The sequence below is a fragment of the Lutibacter agarilyticus genome, assembly GCF_900188235.1.
In the GTDB taxonomy this organism is placed as follows: Bacteria; Bacteroidota; Bacteroidia; order Flavobacteriales; family Flavobacteriaceae; genus Lutibacter; species Lutibacter agarilyticus.
In genome coordinates this window covers 38744-56400 of record NZ_FZNT01000011.1, presented here as the reverse complement: position 1 = coordinate 56400, position 17657 = coordinate 38744, and the positions used below count along the sequence as shown (strand labels likewise).

At 33.4% G+C, this 17657-nt stretch carries 18 protein-coding genes; 11 read left to right on the top strand and 7 right to left on the bottom strand.

Features of this window, described 5'->3' with window-relative positions:
- Position 1 precedes the first annotated feature (1 nt).
- Positions 2–937 carry an NAD(P)H-dependent flavin oxidoreductase gene (locus CHB67_RS15745; RefSeq protein WP_089382759.1) on the top strand — a complete coding sequence of 312 codons (936 nt, stop codon included), beginning with the start codon at positions 2–4 and terminating at the stop codon, positions 935–937.
- Between the two features lie 5 nt (positions 938–942).
- Here the strand turns inward: CHB67_RS15745 and CHB67_RS15740 are convergent, their stop codons facing one another.
- The 7 genes from CHB67_RS15740 to mtaB form a co-directional block, all read right to left on the bottom strand.
- Complete coding sequence (locus CHB67_RS15740; protein WP_089382758.1) at positions 943–1188, bottom strand: DUF1456 family protein; 246 nt, start codon at positions 1186–1188, stop codon at positions 943–945.
- 9 nt (positions 1189–1197) lie between these two features.
- On the bottom strand, positions 1198–2115 hold the full coding sequence (locus CHB67_RS15735; RefSeq protein WP_089382757.1) for a sterol desaturase family protein: 918 nt from the start codon (positions 2113–2115) through the stop codon (positions 1198–1200).
- Between the two features lie 80 nt (positions 2116–2195).
- Positions 2196–2564 (bottom strand): sulfite exporter TauE/SafE family protein, encoded by a 369-nt coding sequence (locus CHB67_RS15730; protein ID WP_317045704.1) that lies wholly within the window; start codon positions 2562–2564, stop codon positions 2196–2198.
- Positions 2565–2575: 11 nt separating this feature from the next.
- Positions 2576–3496: a lytic transglycosylase domain-containing protein gene (locus CHB67_RS15725; RefSeq protein WP_089382755.1), complete on the bottom strand. Its 921-nt coding sequence runs from the start codon at positions 3494–3496 to the stop codon at positions 2576–2578.
- Between the two features lie 78 nt (positions 3497–3574).
- Positions 3575–4234 carry an alpha/beta fold hydrolase gene (locus CHB67_RS15720; protein ID WP_089382754.1) on the bottom strand — a complete coding sequence of 220 codons (660 nt, stop codon included), beginning with the start codon at positions 4232–4234 and terminating at the stop codon, positions 3575–3577.
- On the bottom strand, positions 4234–4875 hold the full coding sequence (locus CHB67_RS15715; protein ID WP_089382753.1) for a MarC family protein: 642 nt from the start codon (positions 4873–4875) through the stop codon (positions 4234–4236). Before CHB67_RS15715 ends, CHB67_RS15720 begins: the two co-directional genes overlap by 1 nt.
- A 10-nt stretch (positions 4876–4885) precedes the next feature.
- Positions 4886–6220, bottom strand: a complete 1335-nt coding sequence (gene mtaB / locus CHB67_RS15710) for a tRNA (N(6)-L-threonylcarbamoyladenosine(37)-C(2))-methylthiotransferase MtaB (RefSeq protein ID WP_089382752.1) — start codon at positions 6218–6220, stop codon at positions 4886–4888.
- 39 nt (positions 6221–6259) lie between these two features.
- Here mtaB and CHB67_RS15705 point away from each other — a divergent pair, with 39 nt between their 5' ends.
- The 10 genes from CHB67_RS15705 (at position 6260) to CHB67_RS15665 (ending at position 17538) form a co-directional block, all read left to right on the top strand.
- Positions 6260–6745 carry a GNAT family N-acetyltransferase gene (locus CHB67_RS15705; RefSeq protein WP_089382751.1) on the top strand — a complete coding sequence of 162 codons (486 nt, stop codon included), beginning with the start codon at positions 6260–6262 and terminating at the stop codon, positions 6743–6745.
- Positions 6742–7059, top strand: coding sequence for an antibiotic biosynthesis monooxygenase family protein (locus CHB67_RS15700; RefSeq protein ID WP_089382750.1), 318 nt, complete (start codon positions 6742–6744; stop codon positions 7057–7059). The genes CHB67_RS15705 and CHB67_RS15700 overlap by 4 nt, the downstream gene beginning before the upstream one ends.
- Complete coding sequence (locus tag CHB67_RS15695; RefSeq protein ID WP_089382749.1) at positions 7043–8650, top strand: ABC transporter substrate-binding protein; 1608 nt, start codon at positions 7043–7045, stop codon at positions 8648–8650. The genes CHB67_RS15700 and CHB67_RS15695 overlap by 17 nt, the downstream gene beginning before the upstream one ends.
- 622 nt (positions 8651–9272) lie before the next feature.
- On the top strand, positions 9273–9419 hold the full coding sequence (locus CHB67_RS17260) for a hypothetical protein (protein ID WP_176461305.1): 147 nt from the start codon (positions 9273–9275) through the stop codon (positions 9417–9419).
- A gap of 13 nt (positions 9420–9432) precedes the next feature.
- Positions 9433–10770 (top strand): metal-dependent hydrolase family protein, encoded by a 1338-nt coding sequence (locus CHB67_RS15690; protein ID WP_089382841.1) that lies wholly within the window; start codon positions 9433–9435, stop codon positions 10768–10770.
- Positions 10771–10775: 5 nt separating this feature from the next.
- Positions 10776–12317, top strand: a complete 1542-nt coding sequence (locus tag CHB67_RS15685) for a M20 family peptidase (protein WP_217900278.1) — start codon at positions 10776–10778, stop codon at positions 12315–12317.
- Positions 12318–12534: 217 nt separating this feature from the next.
- Positions 12535–13080, top strand: coding sequence for an HdeD family acid-resistance protein (locus CHB67_RS15680; protein WP_089382748.1), 546 nt, complete (start codon positions 12535–12537; stop codon positions 13078–13080).
- 62 nt (positions 13081–13142) lie between these two features.
- Positions 13143–14891 carry an amidohydrolase gene (locus CHB67_RS15675; RefSeq protein WP_089382839.1) on the top strand — a complete coding sequence of 583 codons (1749 nt, stop codon included), beginning with the start codon at positions 13143–13145 and terminating at the stop codon, positions 14889–14891.
- A 164-nt stretch (positions 14892–15055) separates the two neighbouring features.
- Positions 15056–15979: a hypothetical protein gene (locus tag CHB67_RS15670; protein WP_089382747.1), complete on the top strand. Its 924-nt coding sequence runs from the start codon at positions 15056–15058 to the stop codon at positions 15977–15979.
- A gap of 293 nt (positions 15980–16272) precedes the next feature.
- Positions 16273–17538 carry a DcaP family trimeric outer membrane transporter gene (locus CHB67_RS15665; RefSeq protein ID WP_089382746.1) on the top strand — a complete coding sequence of 422 codons (1266 nt, stop codon included), beginning with the start codon at positions 16273–16275 and terminating at the stop codon, positions 17536–17538.
- The last annotated feature ends 119 nt before the right edge of the window (positions 17539–17657 follow it).

Here is a 17657-nt window from a genome sequence, read left to right as displayed (position 1 = left end):
GATGGATAATCGTATCACACAGTTGTTTAATATAGAGTACCCAATTATTCAAGCAGGAATGGTTTGGAATAGCGGTTGGAGATTGGCTTCAGCAGTAAGTAATGCAGGAGGTTTAGGTTTAATTGGAGCGGGATCTATGTATCCTGATGTGTTAAGAGAACACATTCAAAAATGTAAAAAAGCAACCGATAAGCCTTTTGGTGTAAATGTGCCAATGTTATACCCTAACATTGAAGAAATTATGCAAATTATTGTAGAAGAAGGTGTTGAAATTGTGTTTACTTCTGCAGGGAATCCAAAAACGTGGACTTCATTTTTACAAGAAAAAGGCATTAAAGTAGTACACGTAGTAAGTAGTGTAAAGTTTGCTGTGAAATCTGAATTAGCGGGTGTTGATGCTGTGGTTGCTGAAGGTTTTGAAGCAGGTGGGCATAACGGAAGAGAGGAAACTACGACGCTTACATTGATACCAATGGTGAAAGAAAAAGTGAAAATACCTGTAATTGCTGCTGGTGGAATTGCCACGGGAAGAGGTATGTTAGCTGCGCTAGTTTTAGGTGCTGATGGGGTTCAAATTGGAAGTAGATTTGTAGCCAGTGATGAAGCTTCTTCTCATATTAATTTTAAAGAAGAAGTGGTAAAAGCACAAGATGGAGATACGTATTTAACCTTAAAAGAATTAGCACCTGCACGCTTGATTAAAAATCAGTTTTTTAATGAATTACAAGAGTTGTACAAGCAAAAACCTACGGTTGAGCAAGTAAGAGAAAAGTTAGGAAGAGGAAGAGCTAAAAAAGGGATGTTTGAAGGTGATTTAGACAACGGAGAATTAGAAATAGGTCAGATTGCAGGATTAATTCATGAAATAAAACCAGCAGCTGAAATTGTAAAAGAAATAGTTAATGAATTTGATGAAGTAAAAGCTTCATTTTGCTAAAAAAATTACGTTGTTTCTTTTTTAGGAGGCATTGGTCCACGTAAGTGAATTACCAAACCATTTAAAAAGTTACGTAATATTTGATCGCCACATTCCATGTATTTTGGATGGTCTTCTTTTCTAAAGATGGCTCCTAGTTCGCTTTTAGATACTTTAAAATCTACAAGCTTACAAATATCTACAATATCGGTATCTCTTAATTTGTGAGCGACACGTAATTTTTTAAAAATATCATTGTTTGTTAATCCCATTTGGCAAAGTTACTGTTTTTTTAATTCTAATTGCATTTGTTTTACAGTTTGCGTGCTATTATCGTGACTCCAACCTGGAGGACCAAAAGTGTACATAAATTTATGATACCAGTTTTTAGATTTTTTAGTATCTAACCAAATGTCTTTATATTCATGCGTCAATATAATCCAAGGGTTATAAGAGTTTGGCGCATGTGTAACTCCGTATTCTATGTCAATAGTTTCGTCTAATTGTTTCCAAGTGCCAAAAATTCGATCGAAAATATTTAAAAATCCACCGTGGTTTTTATCCAAATAAGCTATATTTTTAGCGTGATGCACTTGATGCATGGTATGCGTATTAAATAGTTGTTCAACAAAACCCATTTTAGAAATATATTGGGTGTGTAATTGAAATTGCCATAGCGATTCAATTCCCAAACAAACAATAACCATTGCTGGAGGAAAACCTATTGCGGGAAGCCACATATAAAAGAGAGGTTTGTAAAATAAGGTAAACCATCCATTTCTAACAGCAGTTCCTAAGTTGTATTTATTGGAGGAATGATGCACAATATGTGCAGCCCAAAGAAAACGAACCATATGATTTTGACGGTGAAACCAGTAATAGGTAAAATCATCTAATAGTTGACAAGCAATCCAAATATACCAAGCATAACCAAAAGATTCCCAACCCATAATATTGGTTCTAATTCCGCCAATTTCAGGGTTGAATAGTTCATAAACAACGTTAAATATAACAATAGCTGAAATTGTTTTAATAAGTGGAGCTATAATAGCAGAGCCAACACCCATAAATAGGCTAGCTCCTAAATCTTTTAAGTTGTAAAGTTTTTTATTGTGATGAGATTTACTGTAGGAATATTCTAATAAAATAAGCGCTAAAAAGCAAGGTACTCCATATACCAATGGATTTGTGAAATTCATGTATTATTTTTGAATTCACAATGTAGTGATAATTTGGTAGTACTAGTTATTATTAGATTTTAATTCAGCTTAAATGTCTTTTATTTTGAGAAAATCATTTTTATAGCCACCATCAGCATAAAAAAGCCAAATATTTTTTTTAACATACGTTGGTCTATTTGGAGTGCCAATTTAGAACCTAAAAAGCTGCCTAAAACAAAAAGAGTAGCAACGATTACGGTTGCTTTCCAATCAATAGTGCCACCACTTGCATTGTGGTAATTATAAACGGCTAAAATAGTTACAGGAGGTAACATAACCGCCAAACTTAATCCTTGGGCGTTGTGCTGTGTTAATCCTAATACAAATACAAATAACGGAACCATAATAATTCCGCCTCCAACACCAACTAGACCACTTAAAATTCCTGCTAATAGCCCAATAATAATTAAGGTAAGAATTGTTGTCATTTTCATGTTGCTTATAGTGGAATTTTTATTTCATAAGCTCTTCTAGAGGCATTATTTAACTTGTTTTCACGCAACCAAGGGTTGTGTAATTTTAAGGTTTTATAATTAATACCCATATCTTTTGAAAATCGAGCGATGTCTGTAATAACAGTATCAACCTTAACGGTTTTAGTTGCTTCAAAATTATACAAATCGTTGTTTTCAAAAATGAAACCATACTTTGTAGGGTTTGATAAAATTTCTTTCATAGCAACCATTCTAGGCACATACCTTTGTGTTTCATCAGGTAATAATAAATCGTAATAATTATCAACTAATTGAGAATTCATTCTTCTTGAAATACCTGCATTACCAGCATTATAAGCAGCTGCAGCCAATGTCCAACTTCCAAAACGTTCTTTCGCTTTCTTTAAATAATCACAAGCCACTTGTGTTGCTTTTTCAAGGTTGTAACGTTCATCCACATTTGCATTTACTTCCAGTCCATTTTCTCGAGCTGTATTTTTCATAATCTGCCAAATTCCACGTGCGCCAGCAGGCGAAGTTACATTTTGAAGTCCACTCTCAATAACGGCTAAATATTTAAAATCGTTAGGAATGCCATTTTTCTTTAAAATAGGTTCAATTATTGGGAAATATTTATGTGCTCTTTTAAACAAAAGTAGCCCGTTAGATTGCCAATAAGTATTTACCAACAATTCACGATCAATACGTTCTTTAATATCTTCTTTTTCAATAGGAACAGGTTCTCCTGCAAAATTTAAATTTGAAGGTATTTTTAACGCTTTAATTTGGTACGAATCACTCGTGTTTTTCTCATTGTCTGTAGTGATTTTATCTTCTGTTATCGCTTTTTTTTCTGTTGAAAAAATAAACAATGAACTTACAAGTATCACGGCTATTAAACCTAGAATTTTAATTGAATTTTTCATAATTACCCCAATTTTTATGATGAGTCACAAAATACAAATTTATTCGCATTTGAAGAAAATGTATTTCTATTTTAACAATTAAATGGCTTTTGTAATAAGATTACTGATGGTTTTAGCTTTAAAAAGAATCATAACATGCGTGCCATTTTCCACAGGAATACAATCTTTAATATATTTAATCGGAAAAATATGGTCATTTGTTCCGTGTATATGAACCGTGTTTTTTAAAGGCTCAGTTTGATTCCATTTCAGTACATTTTCAATGGCCCAGTCTAAATAAAGAACATCTCTAACCGTTAAGTATTCTTTGTATAATTTCACCTTTTTTTTTGCAAAATCGCCAAAAGCATACGTAGCATAATTTTCAAAATATGAAATGTATTTTGAAGGAAATAATTTGTATAAATGTGTTTTTTCAAGCACCTTCAACATAGGTGGTAGTTCCTTGCTAGATTTGATACTTGAGATTAAAATTATTTTTTGAACATTTAAAAATTTACTCATTTCTTGCACCATAATTCCGCCGAAAGAAACACCTACTAAAACTGCATTACTTTCAGTCACAAATTCAGCCATTCTTTTTGCGTAAGCTTCCAGAGATTCGTTTACAGAGGTAGGAATGATCCATTCTAAAAAATGGACTTCAAATGAATCTTTTGGCAATTGTATGCGCTCAAATATTTTAGCGCTGGCAGCCAATCCCGGAATAAAATAAATAGGCGTTTTTGCTGTTTCCATTAGCTATGCATTATATCTAAAATAATAGGTTTTAAACCACTAAAGAAAAATTCAACAGCAATTACCATTACAATTAATCCCATTAAGCGCATCATTACTTTATTACCAGTTTCTCCTAACTTGTCGGTAATAGTACTTGCACCAACCAATATTAAATAGGTGAGCAGTAATACAAATGCAATAACACCAATCAATACAGATTTTTGAGTTAGGTTTTGTGAATCTTCCATTAAAATAATAGCATTTGTAATTGCTCCAGGGCCACAAATCATAGGAATAGCCAATGGTGTAATTGAAATATCATCTACATACGCATCAATTTGCCCTTCATCTTTGGTGTGTTTTAAAGAACCCAAACGTGCTTGTAACATATCCCAACCCATCATAAAGAAAATAACACCACCAACAATTCTAAAACTATTGACTGAAATTCCGAAGAAATTAAATAAAATTTGACCTGAAAATGCAAATGCTAAAATGGTAAAAAAAGCTACAATGGTTGCTTTTTTTGCGGTTTGTTTTCTTCTTTTTTTACTTAACGTAGACGTCATTGTCATAAAAATAGGCATGGTGCCTAACGGGTTTATGATAGTGAAAAAAGCCGTAAAAACTAATATCGCAAATGTGTATAAATCTGTCATTTAAGTCATTTTATATAAATTCAGGTTGTTGAATCCAATCAAATCGTACCACGCCATCTTCATCAATTTCTGTCAACGTAATTTCTTGCAACGTATTTACCAATTCAGGATTCCAAGGTGTTTTTACTTTTACATAATTTTGTGTAAATCCGTGTATAAACCCATCCTTATTTTCACTTTCAAACAACACCGTTAAATCGTTTCCTAACTGACTTTCATAAAAAGCTCTACGTTTTTTAACCGACAAGCCACGTAACATTTTACTGCGTTTTGCACGTACTTTTTTAGGAACTACGCCTTCCATATCAAAAGCTTCTGTATTTGGTCGTTCAGAATAGGTGAAAACGTGTAAATAGGAAATATCTAATTCGTTTAAATAATTGTAGGTTTCTAAAAATAATTCATCGGTTTCGCCAGGAAATCCAACAATTACATCTACACCAATACAAGCATTTGGCATTTTGTTTTTTATAGCTTCAACACGGTTGTCGTAGGTTTCACGTAAATAACGACGTTTCATTAATTTCAACAAAGTGTCGCTTCCACTTTGCAAAGGAATGTGAAAATGCGGCACAAAACTATTTGATGTAGCTACAAAATCAATCGTTTCATTGGTTAATAAATTAGGTTCAATAGATGAAATTCGTAAACGATGAATACCATCAACTGTATCTAAAGCTTGCACCAATTCGTTAAAGGTATGTTCGTGTTTTTTATTCCCGAATTCACCTTTACCATAGTCACCAATATTAACCCCAGTTAACACAATTTCTTTAATACCTTTTTCTGAAATTTCTTTGGCATTTTTTAGCACATTTTCCAATTCATCACTGCGTGAAATACCACGCGCTAAAGGAATAGTGCAATAGGTACATTTATAATCGCAACCATCTTGCACTTTTAAAAAGGCGCGGGTTCTATCTCCAATAGAATAAGAGCCAACGTAAAAATCGGCATCTTCAATTTCACAAGAGTGCACTTCGCCCATTTCATTCTTAGAAAGGTCGTTTATATAATCGGTTACTTTAAATTTTTCAGTAGCACCTAATACCAAATCAACACCGTCAACGGCGGCTAACTCTTCAGGTTTCAATTGTGCATAACAACCTATGGCAATTAAAAAGGCATGTTCATTTTTTTTCAATGCATTTTTTACAATTGATTTAAAACGTTTATCCGCATTATCAGTAACCGTACAGGTATTAATAACATAGATATCAGCTTTTTCCTCAAATTCAACCCGTGAAAAACCTTCATTTTGAAAGTTACGTGCGATGGTAGAAGTTTCTGAAAAATTTAGTTTACAGCCTAAAGTGTAAAATGCGACTTTTTTTTGTGCGCTCATTCTTGTACATTTATCGGATGCAAATTTACAATAATATTGATGATATTTGAAACCAATCGGCTTAGAGTTCGAAAATTAACAATTTCTGATTTAAATGACTTTCATAAAATGCAAAGTGATATAGAAGTGATGCGCTATATTACGGGTAGCGCAGCAACTTTTGAACAAAGTGAAGCTAAATTAAATGAGTGGATTGCACGTTATGAAACGAAGGTTATGGAATGGCCTTATGCGGTGACATTAAAAGAAAATGGAAGCTTTGTTGGAATTTGCGGTGTTATTGAAAACAATGAAATTGGATACAGGTTTTTAAAACAATATTGGTACAATGGATACGGAACAGCGTTAGTTGAAGGTTTAATTCTATTTTCAAAACAGCTAGGGTTAAAAAAATTAATGGCTGAAGTAATTATTGAGAATACAGGTTCTTATAAAATTTTAAAACGTGCAGGTTTTACAGTTGTTAAAGAACAAGTTTGTAAATACACCAAATTGCCTGAATATATAATGAACTTAGAATTATGATTGCAACTACTCCAAAACCACCATATTATGCTGTTATTTTTTCAACATTACGAACTGAAGTTGATGAAGGATATCTAGAAACCGCCCAAAGAATGGAGGAATTAGCGAAGCAACAAGAAGGTTTTTTAGGCATAGAATCTGCTAGAAGTGAAGTTGGAATCACCGTTTCGTATTGGAAAAGTTTAGAGGCTATTTTAAAATGGCGAAATAACGCAGAACACTCATTGGCAAGAGAAAAGGGAAAAGAATTATGGTATAAAACATACCAATTACGAATTTGTAAAGTTGAAAGAGCGTATGGTTTTGAGAAGTAGTTGTTGGTTGTTGATTGTTGGTTGTTGCTTATTGATTTCTTGTAATAGAAATGTTTCAAATTATGATGATTCTCAGGTTTTTAGGTATAATGAACATGCAAATATTACTACGTTAGATCCTGCTTTTGCAAAAGATTTACGTACTATTTGGGTAACCAATCAGTTGTTTAACGGGTTGGTACAATTAGATGATCAATTAGAAGTGCATCCTGATATTGCTGAATCTTGGGCCATTTCTGAAGATGGAAAAACATACCGTTTTAATTTAAGAAACGATGTGAAATTTCACAAGCACAAGTTGTTTGGAAATGATTCAACAAGAAATGTAATTGCAAGTGATTTTGAATACAGTTTCAACCGATTGATTGATCCCAAAGTTACTTCACCCGGAAAATGGGTATTAGAATTTGTGGAGCAATTTGAAGCAGTAAATGACAGTACTTTTGTAATTCAATTAAAACAACCGTTTCCACCTTTTTTAAGTATTTTAAGTATGCGGTATTGTTCGGTTGTTCCAAAAGAGGCGGTTGCTTATTTTGGAGATACGTTTAGAGCGAATCCTATTGGTACAGGTCCTTTTCAATTTAAATTATGGGTAGAGAATACCAAGTTGGTCTTTAGAAAAAATCACCATTATTTTGAAAAAGACGCACAAGGAAACGCATTGCCTTATTTGGAAGCAGTTGCCATTACTTTTTTACCAGACAAACAGAGCGAGTTTTTGCAATTTATACAAGGCAATATTGATTTTATGAGCAGTATTGACGCTTCTTATAAGGACGATTTATTAACAACTGATGGCAAGTTAAAAGCACATCACCAGGATAAAATTGATATGCTCTCAAGTCCGTATTTAAATACCGAATATTTAGGTGTTTATTTAGATGCTGAAGAAAAGGAAGTAAACTCGTTGAAAATTAGAAAAGCCATTAATTACGGTTTCAATCGTGAAAAAATGATTTTGTATTTACGCAATGGTATTGGTACACCTGCCGTTAACGGATTTATACCAAAAGGCCTGCCTTCTTTCAATGCAATGGAAGGGTACACCTATCAACCAAAAAAAGCAAAAGAATTGGTGCAATTGTATATAGAAGAAACAGGAAATACAACGCCTTCAATTACCATAAGTACCAATAGCCAATATTTAGATTTGTGTGAATACATTCAGCGCGAAGTTCAAAAAACTGGCTTGCAAGTGAATATCGATGTGATGCCGCCTTCAACATTAAGGCAAACAAAGGTAAACGGACAGTTGAGTATTTTTAGAGGTAGTTGGGTAGCCGATTACCCCGATGCTGAAAATTACTTGTTTATATTTCACAGTAAAAATTTCTCCCCTCACGGACCAAATTACACACATTATAGCTCGCCTGAATTTGATAAATTATATGAGAAATCAATTACCATAACCAATAATTTAGAACGAAGAGCCTTGTACCAAAAAATGGATAGTATGGTCATGGCTTCAGCAGCCGTAATACCTTTGTATTACGATCAAGTAGTGCGCTTTACACAAAAAAACGTTTCAGGTTTAGGAATCAATCCCATCAATCATTTAGATTTAAAACGGGTAAAGAAGCATAAGTGATAAAAAACAAATATGGGAACATCATGTAAAATATAAACTGTTATACTTTTGTATGCAGGTATTCTTTGATGTTATATATTTTAGAAGTCTAAACATAGGTCTAGCTGATAGAAAAATAATAGGATAATCTCTAAGTGAAGATATCACTATAAGGAACACCATTCTATAAGTCTGAATTTGTATCATCAGCATTTTAGCAAATAATACATCCATGTTTTTTTATAGAACCTCCCCTAAATTCAATTTAATTTAATGTAAAAATTAAGGTGAATATTGGCTTTAGAATGCCAAATATTTTTAAAATAAGTCCTTTTATATATAAATTAAAGTAATGTTTTATATATTAATTTTATTTATTTAAATTTATATTCTTAATATTTTGTTAATATTAAAACTAGCTAATGGTTTATAATTATTACTAATTTTCACATAATTAATAACAACAGATTCATATGGAAGCACTAAGATTTTTTAGTTATATTTTCATAGTGTCAAATAGTGCATGAATGTTTAAAATAATCCTGTTTTTAGCAATAAAACTCAATAATAATGTTTAACTAAAATTAATAAAAATTAAACATTTAAAAATAATAATGTATATTCGTTACTTGAAGATTATCCATTGGTTGTTGTAAAAGAAGATGTTTTTGCGGATTTATTTGTAAACGGAAACCCGTTGGAGGATACTTGTTTATTAGCAAATCCTGAAAAGAACTTATTGCTTATTTTGAAAGATGGGAAAGAATATAAAAATGCGTTGAATAAATAAAATGAAAAACAAAATGAAAAACAAAATTAAATTATTGGTGATCTTTATGGTTTTGGTCACATCTCATTTCAGCTTTGCTCAAGAGGAGGAAAAAACGACCATTATTATTAAAAACGTCAATATTTTTGATGGTGTAAACGAAAAACTCATCACAGATTCAGATGTTATGATAGAAGGTAATCTTATTAAAAAAATAGGGAAAAACCTTTCAGCAAAAGATGCAAAAGTTATTGATGCACAAGGAAAAACATTAATACCAGGTTTAATTGATGCACATTGGCACACTACCTATGCCTATACACCTGCATCAGTACTATTGGCAAATCAAGGCGATATGCCTGAGGTAGCCATTCGTAGTATGACTGGGGCAAGAGAAACATTAATGCGTGGTTTTACCACTGTAAGAGACCCAGGAGGTAATCCTTTTGCTATCAAAAAGCTAATTGATTCAGGAGAATATCCAGGGCACCGAATTTTACCATCGGGTCCTTTTATGAGTCCAACTACAGGACATGCAGACCATTATAGTAAATTGGAAACTCCTAGAGATAAACGTTTTCTAAATTATTGGGAGCTAAACATGATGGCCATGACTTCTGACGGTGAGACTGAAGTTAGATTAAGAACTAGAGATATTTTGAAATATGGCGCAACTCAAATTAAAATTTGTACTGGTGGTGGTGTATCTTCTGAATTTGATCCATTAGATGTTAGTGAATACTCTGTGGATGAGATTAAGGCTATTGTAGAAGAAGCGACTAATTACAATACCTATGTTTTGTCACATGTTATGACTGACAGGGGAGTTAGAACATCTGTGGAAGCAGGAGTTATGAGTATTGAGCATGGATTTTTTGCTTCAGAAGAAACCTTAGAACTTATGAAGGAAAAGGGAGCATGGCTAAGTCCGCAACCTATGAAGGAAGAAGATATGGTTTGGACAAACCCTGTAAGTGCTGCAAAGTATAAGCAGGTAACAGATGCTGTATCTGCATTGTATCCAATGGCAAAAAAAGTAGGGGTTAATTTAGCATTTGGTACAGATCAGTTGATGGACGCGTCTAAAGCGCATCAACAAAGTGATTACTTAGTTCGCCTTGGAGAATGGTTTACACCGTACGAGGTTCTAAAGATAGCTACATCAGAAAATGCCCGTTTATTAAAATTGTCTGGTCCACGTCACCCTTATCAAGAAGGGCCATTGGGTGTTGTAAAAGAAGGTGCTTATGCCGATATGATTATAGTAGATGGTAATCCATTAAAAAATCTTGATTTGGTTGGAGACCCTGGTCAAAATTTTGTAGTAATAATGAAAAATGGTGAAATTTATAAAAACACCTTAAATAAATAATAAATATGAAAACAAAAACTTTAATTGCGTTAGCTTCAGTAGCTATGTTGTTTAGTTGTGGTCAAAATACAAAAGAGAGCACAGAAAAAAATAACCCAGATTTGGAAAATTTTACTTCCAAGCAAATGAAAGGAGTAGAACAAATATCTATTGACGTAGATCTTGATGGTGCGGTTAAACGATTATCAAAAGCAGTCACCTATAAAACCATTTCAAATCAGGATAGAAGTGACTTTGATAAAGAGGCCTTTTCAAGCTATCATGAATTTTTAGAGGAATCATACCCAGAAGTACATAAAACTTTAAAAAAAGAATTACATGGTGATCCAAGACCTTTTAGCTTGCTATATACTTGGGAAGGTAAAGACCCAACATTACAACCAGCACTGTTTTATGCGCATATGGATGTTGTACCTGTTCCTGAAGATTCCAGAGACCAATGGAAGGTAGAACCTTTTGCAGGTACTGTAAAGGACGGTTATATTTGGGGGCGTGGTTCATTGGATGATAAAAATCAAGTTCATGCCATTTTAGAAGCTGCTGAAATGAAAATAAAAGAAGGTTGGCAACCATCGCGTACCATCTATTTTGTTTTTGGTCAAGATGAAGAAGTTGGAGGCGCTGAAGGTGCTAAAAAAGTTGCCGATGTTTTAGAAGAACGTGGTATAAAAAGGTTTGCCTATATAATGGATGAATCTGCTCCGCTAACACCAGGGATATTCCCAGGAATTGAGGAGAATACAGCATTGATTGGTATCGCTCAAAAAGGATTTGTTAGTTTAGAGTTGGCTATACATGGTATAGGAGGTCATTCGTCTATGCCTCCAGAAGAATCAAATATCGGAATTTTAGCAGAGGCTATTACAAAATTAGAAAAAGCACAATTCCCATATAGAATTCACCCTGCAGTGCGTCAACAATACCTTTACATGGGACCTGAATTAGATGCTGAAAATCAACCCTTGTATGCCGCTGTAGCTTTTGGTAAAGATGGAGAAGTAACTGATATGGAACAAAAATTTATTGAAGTTATGTCAAAAAATGAAGTTACAAGGGCGATGCTTCATACAACTATAGCCACTACGATGTTTAATGCTGGTATTAAGGATAATGTATTGCCTCCATCAGCAACAGCTGTTGTAAATTTCAGACCTATGCCAGGTGACACACCTGAAGTAATTATGGCGCATATTAAAAAAGCTATTGGAGATGATCGTATTACAATGAAAGATATTTCAGCTTCTACACCAGCAACTAATATAGCGGATGCTAGTGGCCCTGGATATAAAATGCTAGAAAAAACCGTACGCCAAATATGGGGTAACGATTTAATTGTATCACCATTTTTTGTGGTTGGAGGTTCAGATTCTAAACATTTTCAAGCCAGAGATTTTGCACCAGATGTGTATACCATGACTGCTATTCAATTGGAAAACACCGAAGAGTTTAAAGGTTTTCACGGTGTAAATGAACGTATTCTTGTTGATGAATATGCCAAGTCTATAGGTTTCTTTTATCAAATATTTGATAATTTAGAAAGCCTTTAAGAATATTAAATTTTTTATATAAATATATGCTTTACAGTTTTTCAGCTTCTAATAAGGAAGTTGAAAAACTAGTATTGTTTTAGTATTATAATTTATAAAAGCACATTAAAAAAGAATAATAATTTTAAAAAAATACTCTAACCTTTTAAAGGTTTCAAAAGAAATATACCCTTGTAAGACATAAATAAAGAAATTAATATCTTTATCATTAAAACTTATGAAAAATGCATTTAAAAATTGGTGGTTAATTCTGTTACGAGGTATCATCTTAATAGTTTTAGGATTATATGTACTAGGAAATCCTATAGATGCTCTAGTGGCATTGGCGCTCTATATTGGAATTAGTTTATCAATTACTGGTATCTTTGAAATAGGGGTAGCGCTATCATTGAAAAGTGTTAACGACAATTGGGGATGGAATCTAGCAGGTGGTATTATAGATCTCCTTTTCGCTATAGTTTTAGTATCAAACCCTGCAATTACAGCAGCAGTTATTCCGTTTATAGTTGGTTTTTGGATGATGATAAGTGGAGTCATCGTTTTTGTCAATTCCTTAGCTATACGTAAAACTGAGGTTCCTGTTTGGTGGCTTGGCTTAATTAGTGGAATACTAACAGTTATTATTGGTTATTTTATTACCTCAAATATATTTGTAGGTGCTATTGCCATCACTGTATGGATAGGTATTGGTTTCTTAATAGCAGGAATTGTAAATGCGCTTTTATCTTTTAGATTGAAAAACATTGATAAAAAGGTAAATTAATGTTTAAAGAGATAATCATAATGCAAATTAAAAATAATGATTATAAATATAAAAAATATATTATGAAATTATTCAACCTTAAAAAATCCATTACTCTTGTGCTTATGGTATGCTTAGGCATCTTTTTATCTTGCAAGCAAGACAAAAAGAATTCCAGCGATTTAACAAATGAACCTTCATATGAGCAGCTATATTTTGGAGGTGATATTCTTACGATGAAAGGTGACTCACCTACTTATGCAGAAGCCTTAGTAGTTAAAGATGATAAAATTGCTTTTGTGGGTTCTTTAGCTGAAGCTGAAAGTGCCTATGGAAATGCTCAAAAAATAAATTTGGAAGGCAAAACCCTAGTCCCTGGTTTGATTGATGGGCATGCACATTTTGCATCCTTCAGTATTCAAGCTATTGCAGCGAAAATATTACCACCACCAGATGCTGGTGCTAAAGATATTCCTACCATGATTCATATTCTCAAAGAGTGGAATACACCTGAGAATAGAGCCTTAACCGGATGGGTTTTCGGAATGGGATTTGACGATTCTGTGCTTGATGAAAAACGCTTTCCTACCAAGCATGATTTAGATAAAGTATCTACAGAGTTTCCTGTAATGGCCATACATATTTCAGGTCATTTTGCGGTAGTTAATTCTAAAGGATTAGAAGTTATTGGTTATGATGCCAATACCAAGAATCCAGAGGGAGGAATTATTAGGAGAGAAAAAGGTAGTAACGAACCAAATGGGGTTTTAGAAGAATTAGCGGCCATTCCACATGCTATTAAAGCAACGGTTCCTGCAACCAAAGAAGCCGCTGAAAAGTTTTTTGAATCTGGTCAAAGCATGGCGCTGTCTTTTGGATTCACCACAGCTCAAGAAGGAAGAACAATGAAACCAAGCCATGATATGATGGTTAATGCAGCTGAGTCTGGTAAGCTAAAATTAGATGTTGTAAGTTATATAGATTATACACAGGTAGATGATTATATGAGTACTAAATGGAATAGTAAAACGTATAACAACCATTACCGTATAGGAGGGATGAAAGTAACATTAGATGGGTCTCCTCAGGGTAGAACAGCATGGAGGACTACTCCTTACTTAATTCCACCAGAAGGTAGGAGTGCAGATTATAAAGGCTATCCAGCCATTCCAAACGACAGTATTTTGTATACAATCTATGAAAAGGGGTACAGAAATAATTGGCAAATATTGAGTCATACAAATGGTGATGCAGCTGTAGATCAACTTTTAAGAACAATGAAGAAGTTAGAAGGGGAGTATAGCCACGATAATAGGCGTGATGTAATTGTGCATGGACAATACATAAGAGAAGACCAACTAGATAACGCAAAAGATATGAACTTAATAGTGTCACTTTTCCCATTGCATACCTTCTATTGGGGCGATTGGCATAAGCAGATAATTGGTGATAGTTTAGCTAATAAAATTAGCCCAACCAGAACAGCTTTAGACAAAGGAGTAAAAATTACAATTCATACGGATGCACCAGTAGCTTTACCAAATCTTATGCGTATGTTGGGTATTTCTGTAGAGCGTAAATCACGGTCAGGTCAAGTCATTGGAGCTGCCGAAAAAATAACAGCCTACGAAGGCTTACAAGCAATTACTAGCTGGTCCGCTTATCAACATTTTGAAGAAGATACCAAAGGAACACTAGAAGTAGGTAAATTGGCAGATTTAGTTGTTCTAGATAAAAATCCCTTGAAAGTTTCCGAAGAAGATATCAAAGAAATTATTGTTTTGGAAACTATAAAAGAAGGTGAAACTGTTTATCTTAAAACAGGAAAATAAATAATATTAATTATAAAAAATAGATGGATAAATTAAGGTAAAGTAAAAAAACGTACAATAACAATTAAAATTTAAAACGATACCTGATACTACTAAAATTTCCTTTCAAAATTTGGATAGGTTGGAAATAAAATTAAACTTATTCAAACTAAAAAAATAGAATTATGATTGATTTAAAAAACAAACGAAATGTAATAGCGCTAATTGCATTGCAATTTATAATGTCGCTTTTTGTTATGAATGCCCAAGATACAGATAACGGAGCACCACAAGATGATGCTGCATCCTTAGCAAAAGAGCTAGCCAACCCTAACGCTACATTGGGGCAAATGCTTTTTCCTATTGATTATGTTAATTATGGTGGTGATTTACCCGATGCTAATCAAAATGGATTTGTATTAAGTTTTCAACCATCTTTACCTATATCTATTTCAGAAGGGATTAATTTATATGTAAGACCATTAATTCCTGTGTTTTTATCTCAACCTGTTCTTGGAGCAAATGGCTTTGAAAACAAAGGAGCCTTTGGAAATATTAGTGCTGACATTGCCATTGGTAAAACCTGGCCTTCTAAGTGGATTACATTAATTGGTGTTTTTGGAGGTTTTCCAACAGCTTCAGATAAGGCGTTAAGATCAAGTCAGGTAACTTTAGGACCAGAAATTATGGTAGCCAAGTTAACTAGTTTTGGAGCAGTAGGTGTTATGGTAAGTCAAGCTATTGGTGTTGGTAGTCCAAGTGACCCGGATTTGAGTTCTTCAACTGTTTTTGTACATGATGCTTTTGCTGCGGCAAATAATAACACTAAAAGTGCCAGTGTAACAGCTGGTCAATATTTTTATACTGTAAACTTAAAAAAAGGGTGGCAAGTAGCAGCTTCACCAACCTATTCGTACAATTATAATGGTACAAAAGGAAATAAGTTTACCTTACCGTTAGGAACAGGTGTACAAAAAGTATTAAAGTTTGGTAAAATGCCTGTTAGAATGGGATTACAATACTGGTATTATGTTGCATCTCCTGATGCATTTGGCCCAAAACACCAAGTTAGATTTACATTTGCACCAGTTGTACCTTTGCCTTGGTAGAGTAATTAAGGGGGTAAGATTTTTAAACACTGAATATAACGCACATAAAAATGTCAAAACAAAAAGAAGTTCTAATTTAGGAATTTTTTTTAATGAAGTAAAGCAGGTTTCTATGATATTGGTGTTTCATTAAAAAGAAACATTGTGGATACAGAAAAAATGACCATCCCTTTAAAAGTATCTTTAACTGCGAATGCGTTAACTAATAATATGTATCTAGTTGCTACCATTCAATTGGTAGATATTACAAGATTTAAACATTGAGAAAATGAGTTGTAAAACACAATTAATTAATGAAAAACACATTTAAATTGAAAATAAAGCTAACTTTTATCGTACTGTTATTGCTATGTCAGGTTATTCAAGCGCAAAATGAAACCGAAAATGACAGCATAAATAAGCAACTAGTAACTCCTGAAAGTGATTTAAGAGAACAAGTCTTGAAAACCGCCAGAGAACATTTAGTAAGTTCTGATTTCCCGGGATCTTGGCCCATGTTTGGGACAGATTTTAGAATGAAAATAGGAGGGTATTTAAAAGCCGATTTTCTTTATGATATGGACGGAACTTTAGATAAAACTCAGTTTTTAATGTCTACAATTCCTGTAGAAGGACAACCAGAATATGATAATGAGGGCTACCTTTCTTTCTTTGTTAAAGAAACTAGGATTCATATAGATTTAAGACGTTTTTCAGACAAGAAGTTACCCATACATTTATTTATTGAAGGGGATTTTTTTTCAGAGGGAAACCAATTTAGATTGAGACACGCTTATATTTCAGCTGGAGATTTTATTATTGGGCAAACTTGGACAACGCTATCTTTTTTGGAGTCGATGGCCTTTATGATTGATTTTGCTGCAGGGGACGCACTCTTTGGAGGGAGATCAGCACAAATAAGATATCAAAACCAATTGAATGATAAGTTAAAAATGTCCATTGGTCTAGAGTATTTATCTAATCTAGGTATCGAAAATCCGAATAATTTATCAGGTCAGGCTTCTGTGCAATTGCCTTTGTTGGCATTAAGGTTTGATTACAGGTGGAAAACAGGTGTCTTATTTTTGGGGTCTAGTATTGCACAATTACGTTGGGATGGTGGAGCTACTGGTCCTAAAGATCAAACACTTCAATATGATTTTGTAGTGGCCGGTAGACAATATATTGGAGATAATAATTATTTCACGTATAATTTTAGCTATGGTAAAGCTTATGGAAACAACATTATTGCTTTTGCTAGCAGTAATTCCAACGCTGTTTTAAACGCTCAAGGAGAACTTGACCCAATGCCTGCAGCAGCTTTAATGGCAGGTTTTATGCATAGATGGCATCCTAAATTAGAGTCTAATATTAATTATGCCTATGGCTGGTTAGATGCTCCAGATTCAAGAGCACCTTTCGCCTTAAAAAGGGGAGGTATCGGACATCTAAACCTTATTTATAAGTATGGAAAAAACTTTTCTATAGGTGCTGAATATATGTGGGGAGCACAAAGAACTAATAATGATGCCTTTGGGAATGCGGGAAGAATACAAACCATGGCGAAATTTGATTTTTAATAAAAAATGGTATCGGAAATTATTGATTTCTTAAAAATTTGAAACTATTAAATTCTTTTAAAATAAGAACATAAAAATATATTTATATTTAATAAAACACATAAAATTTAACAATTTTA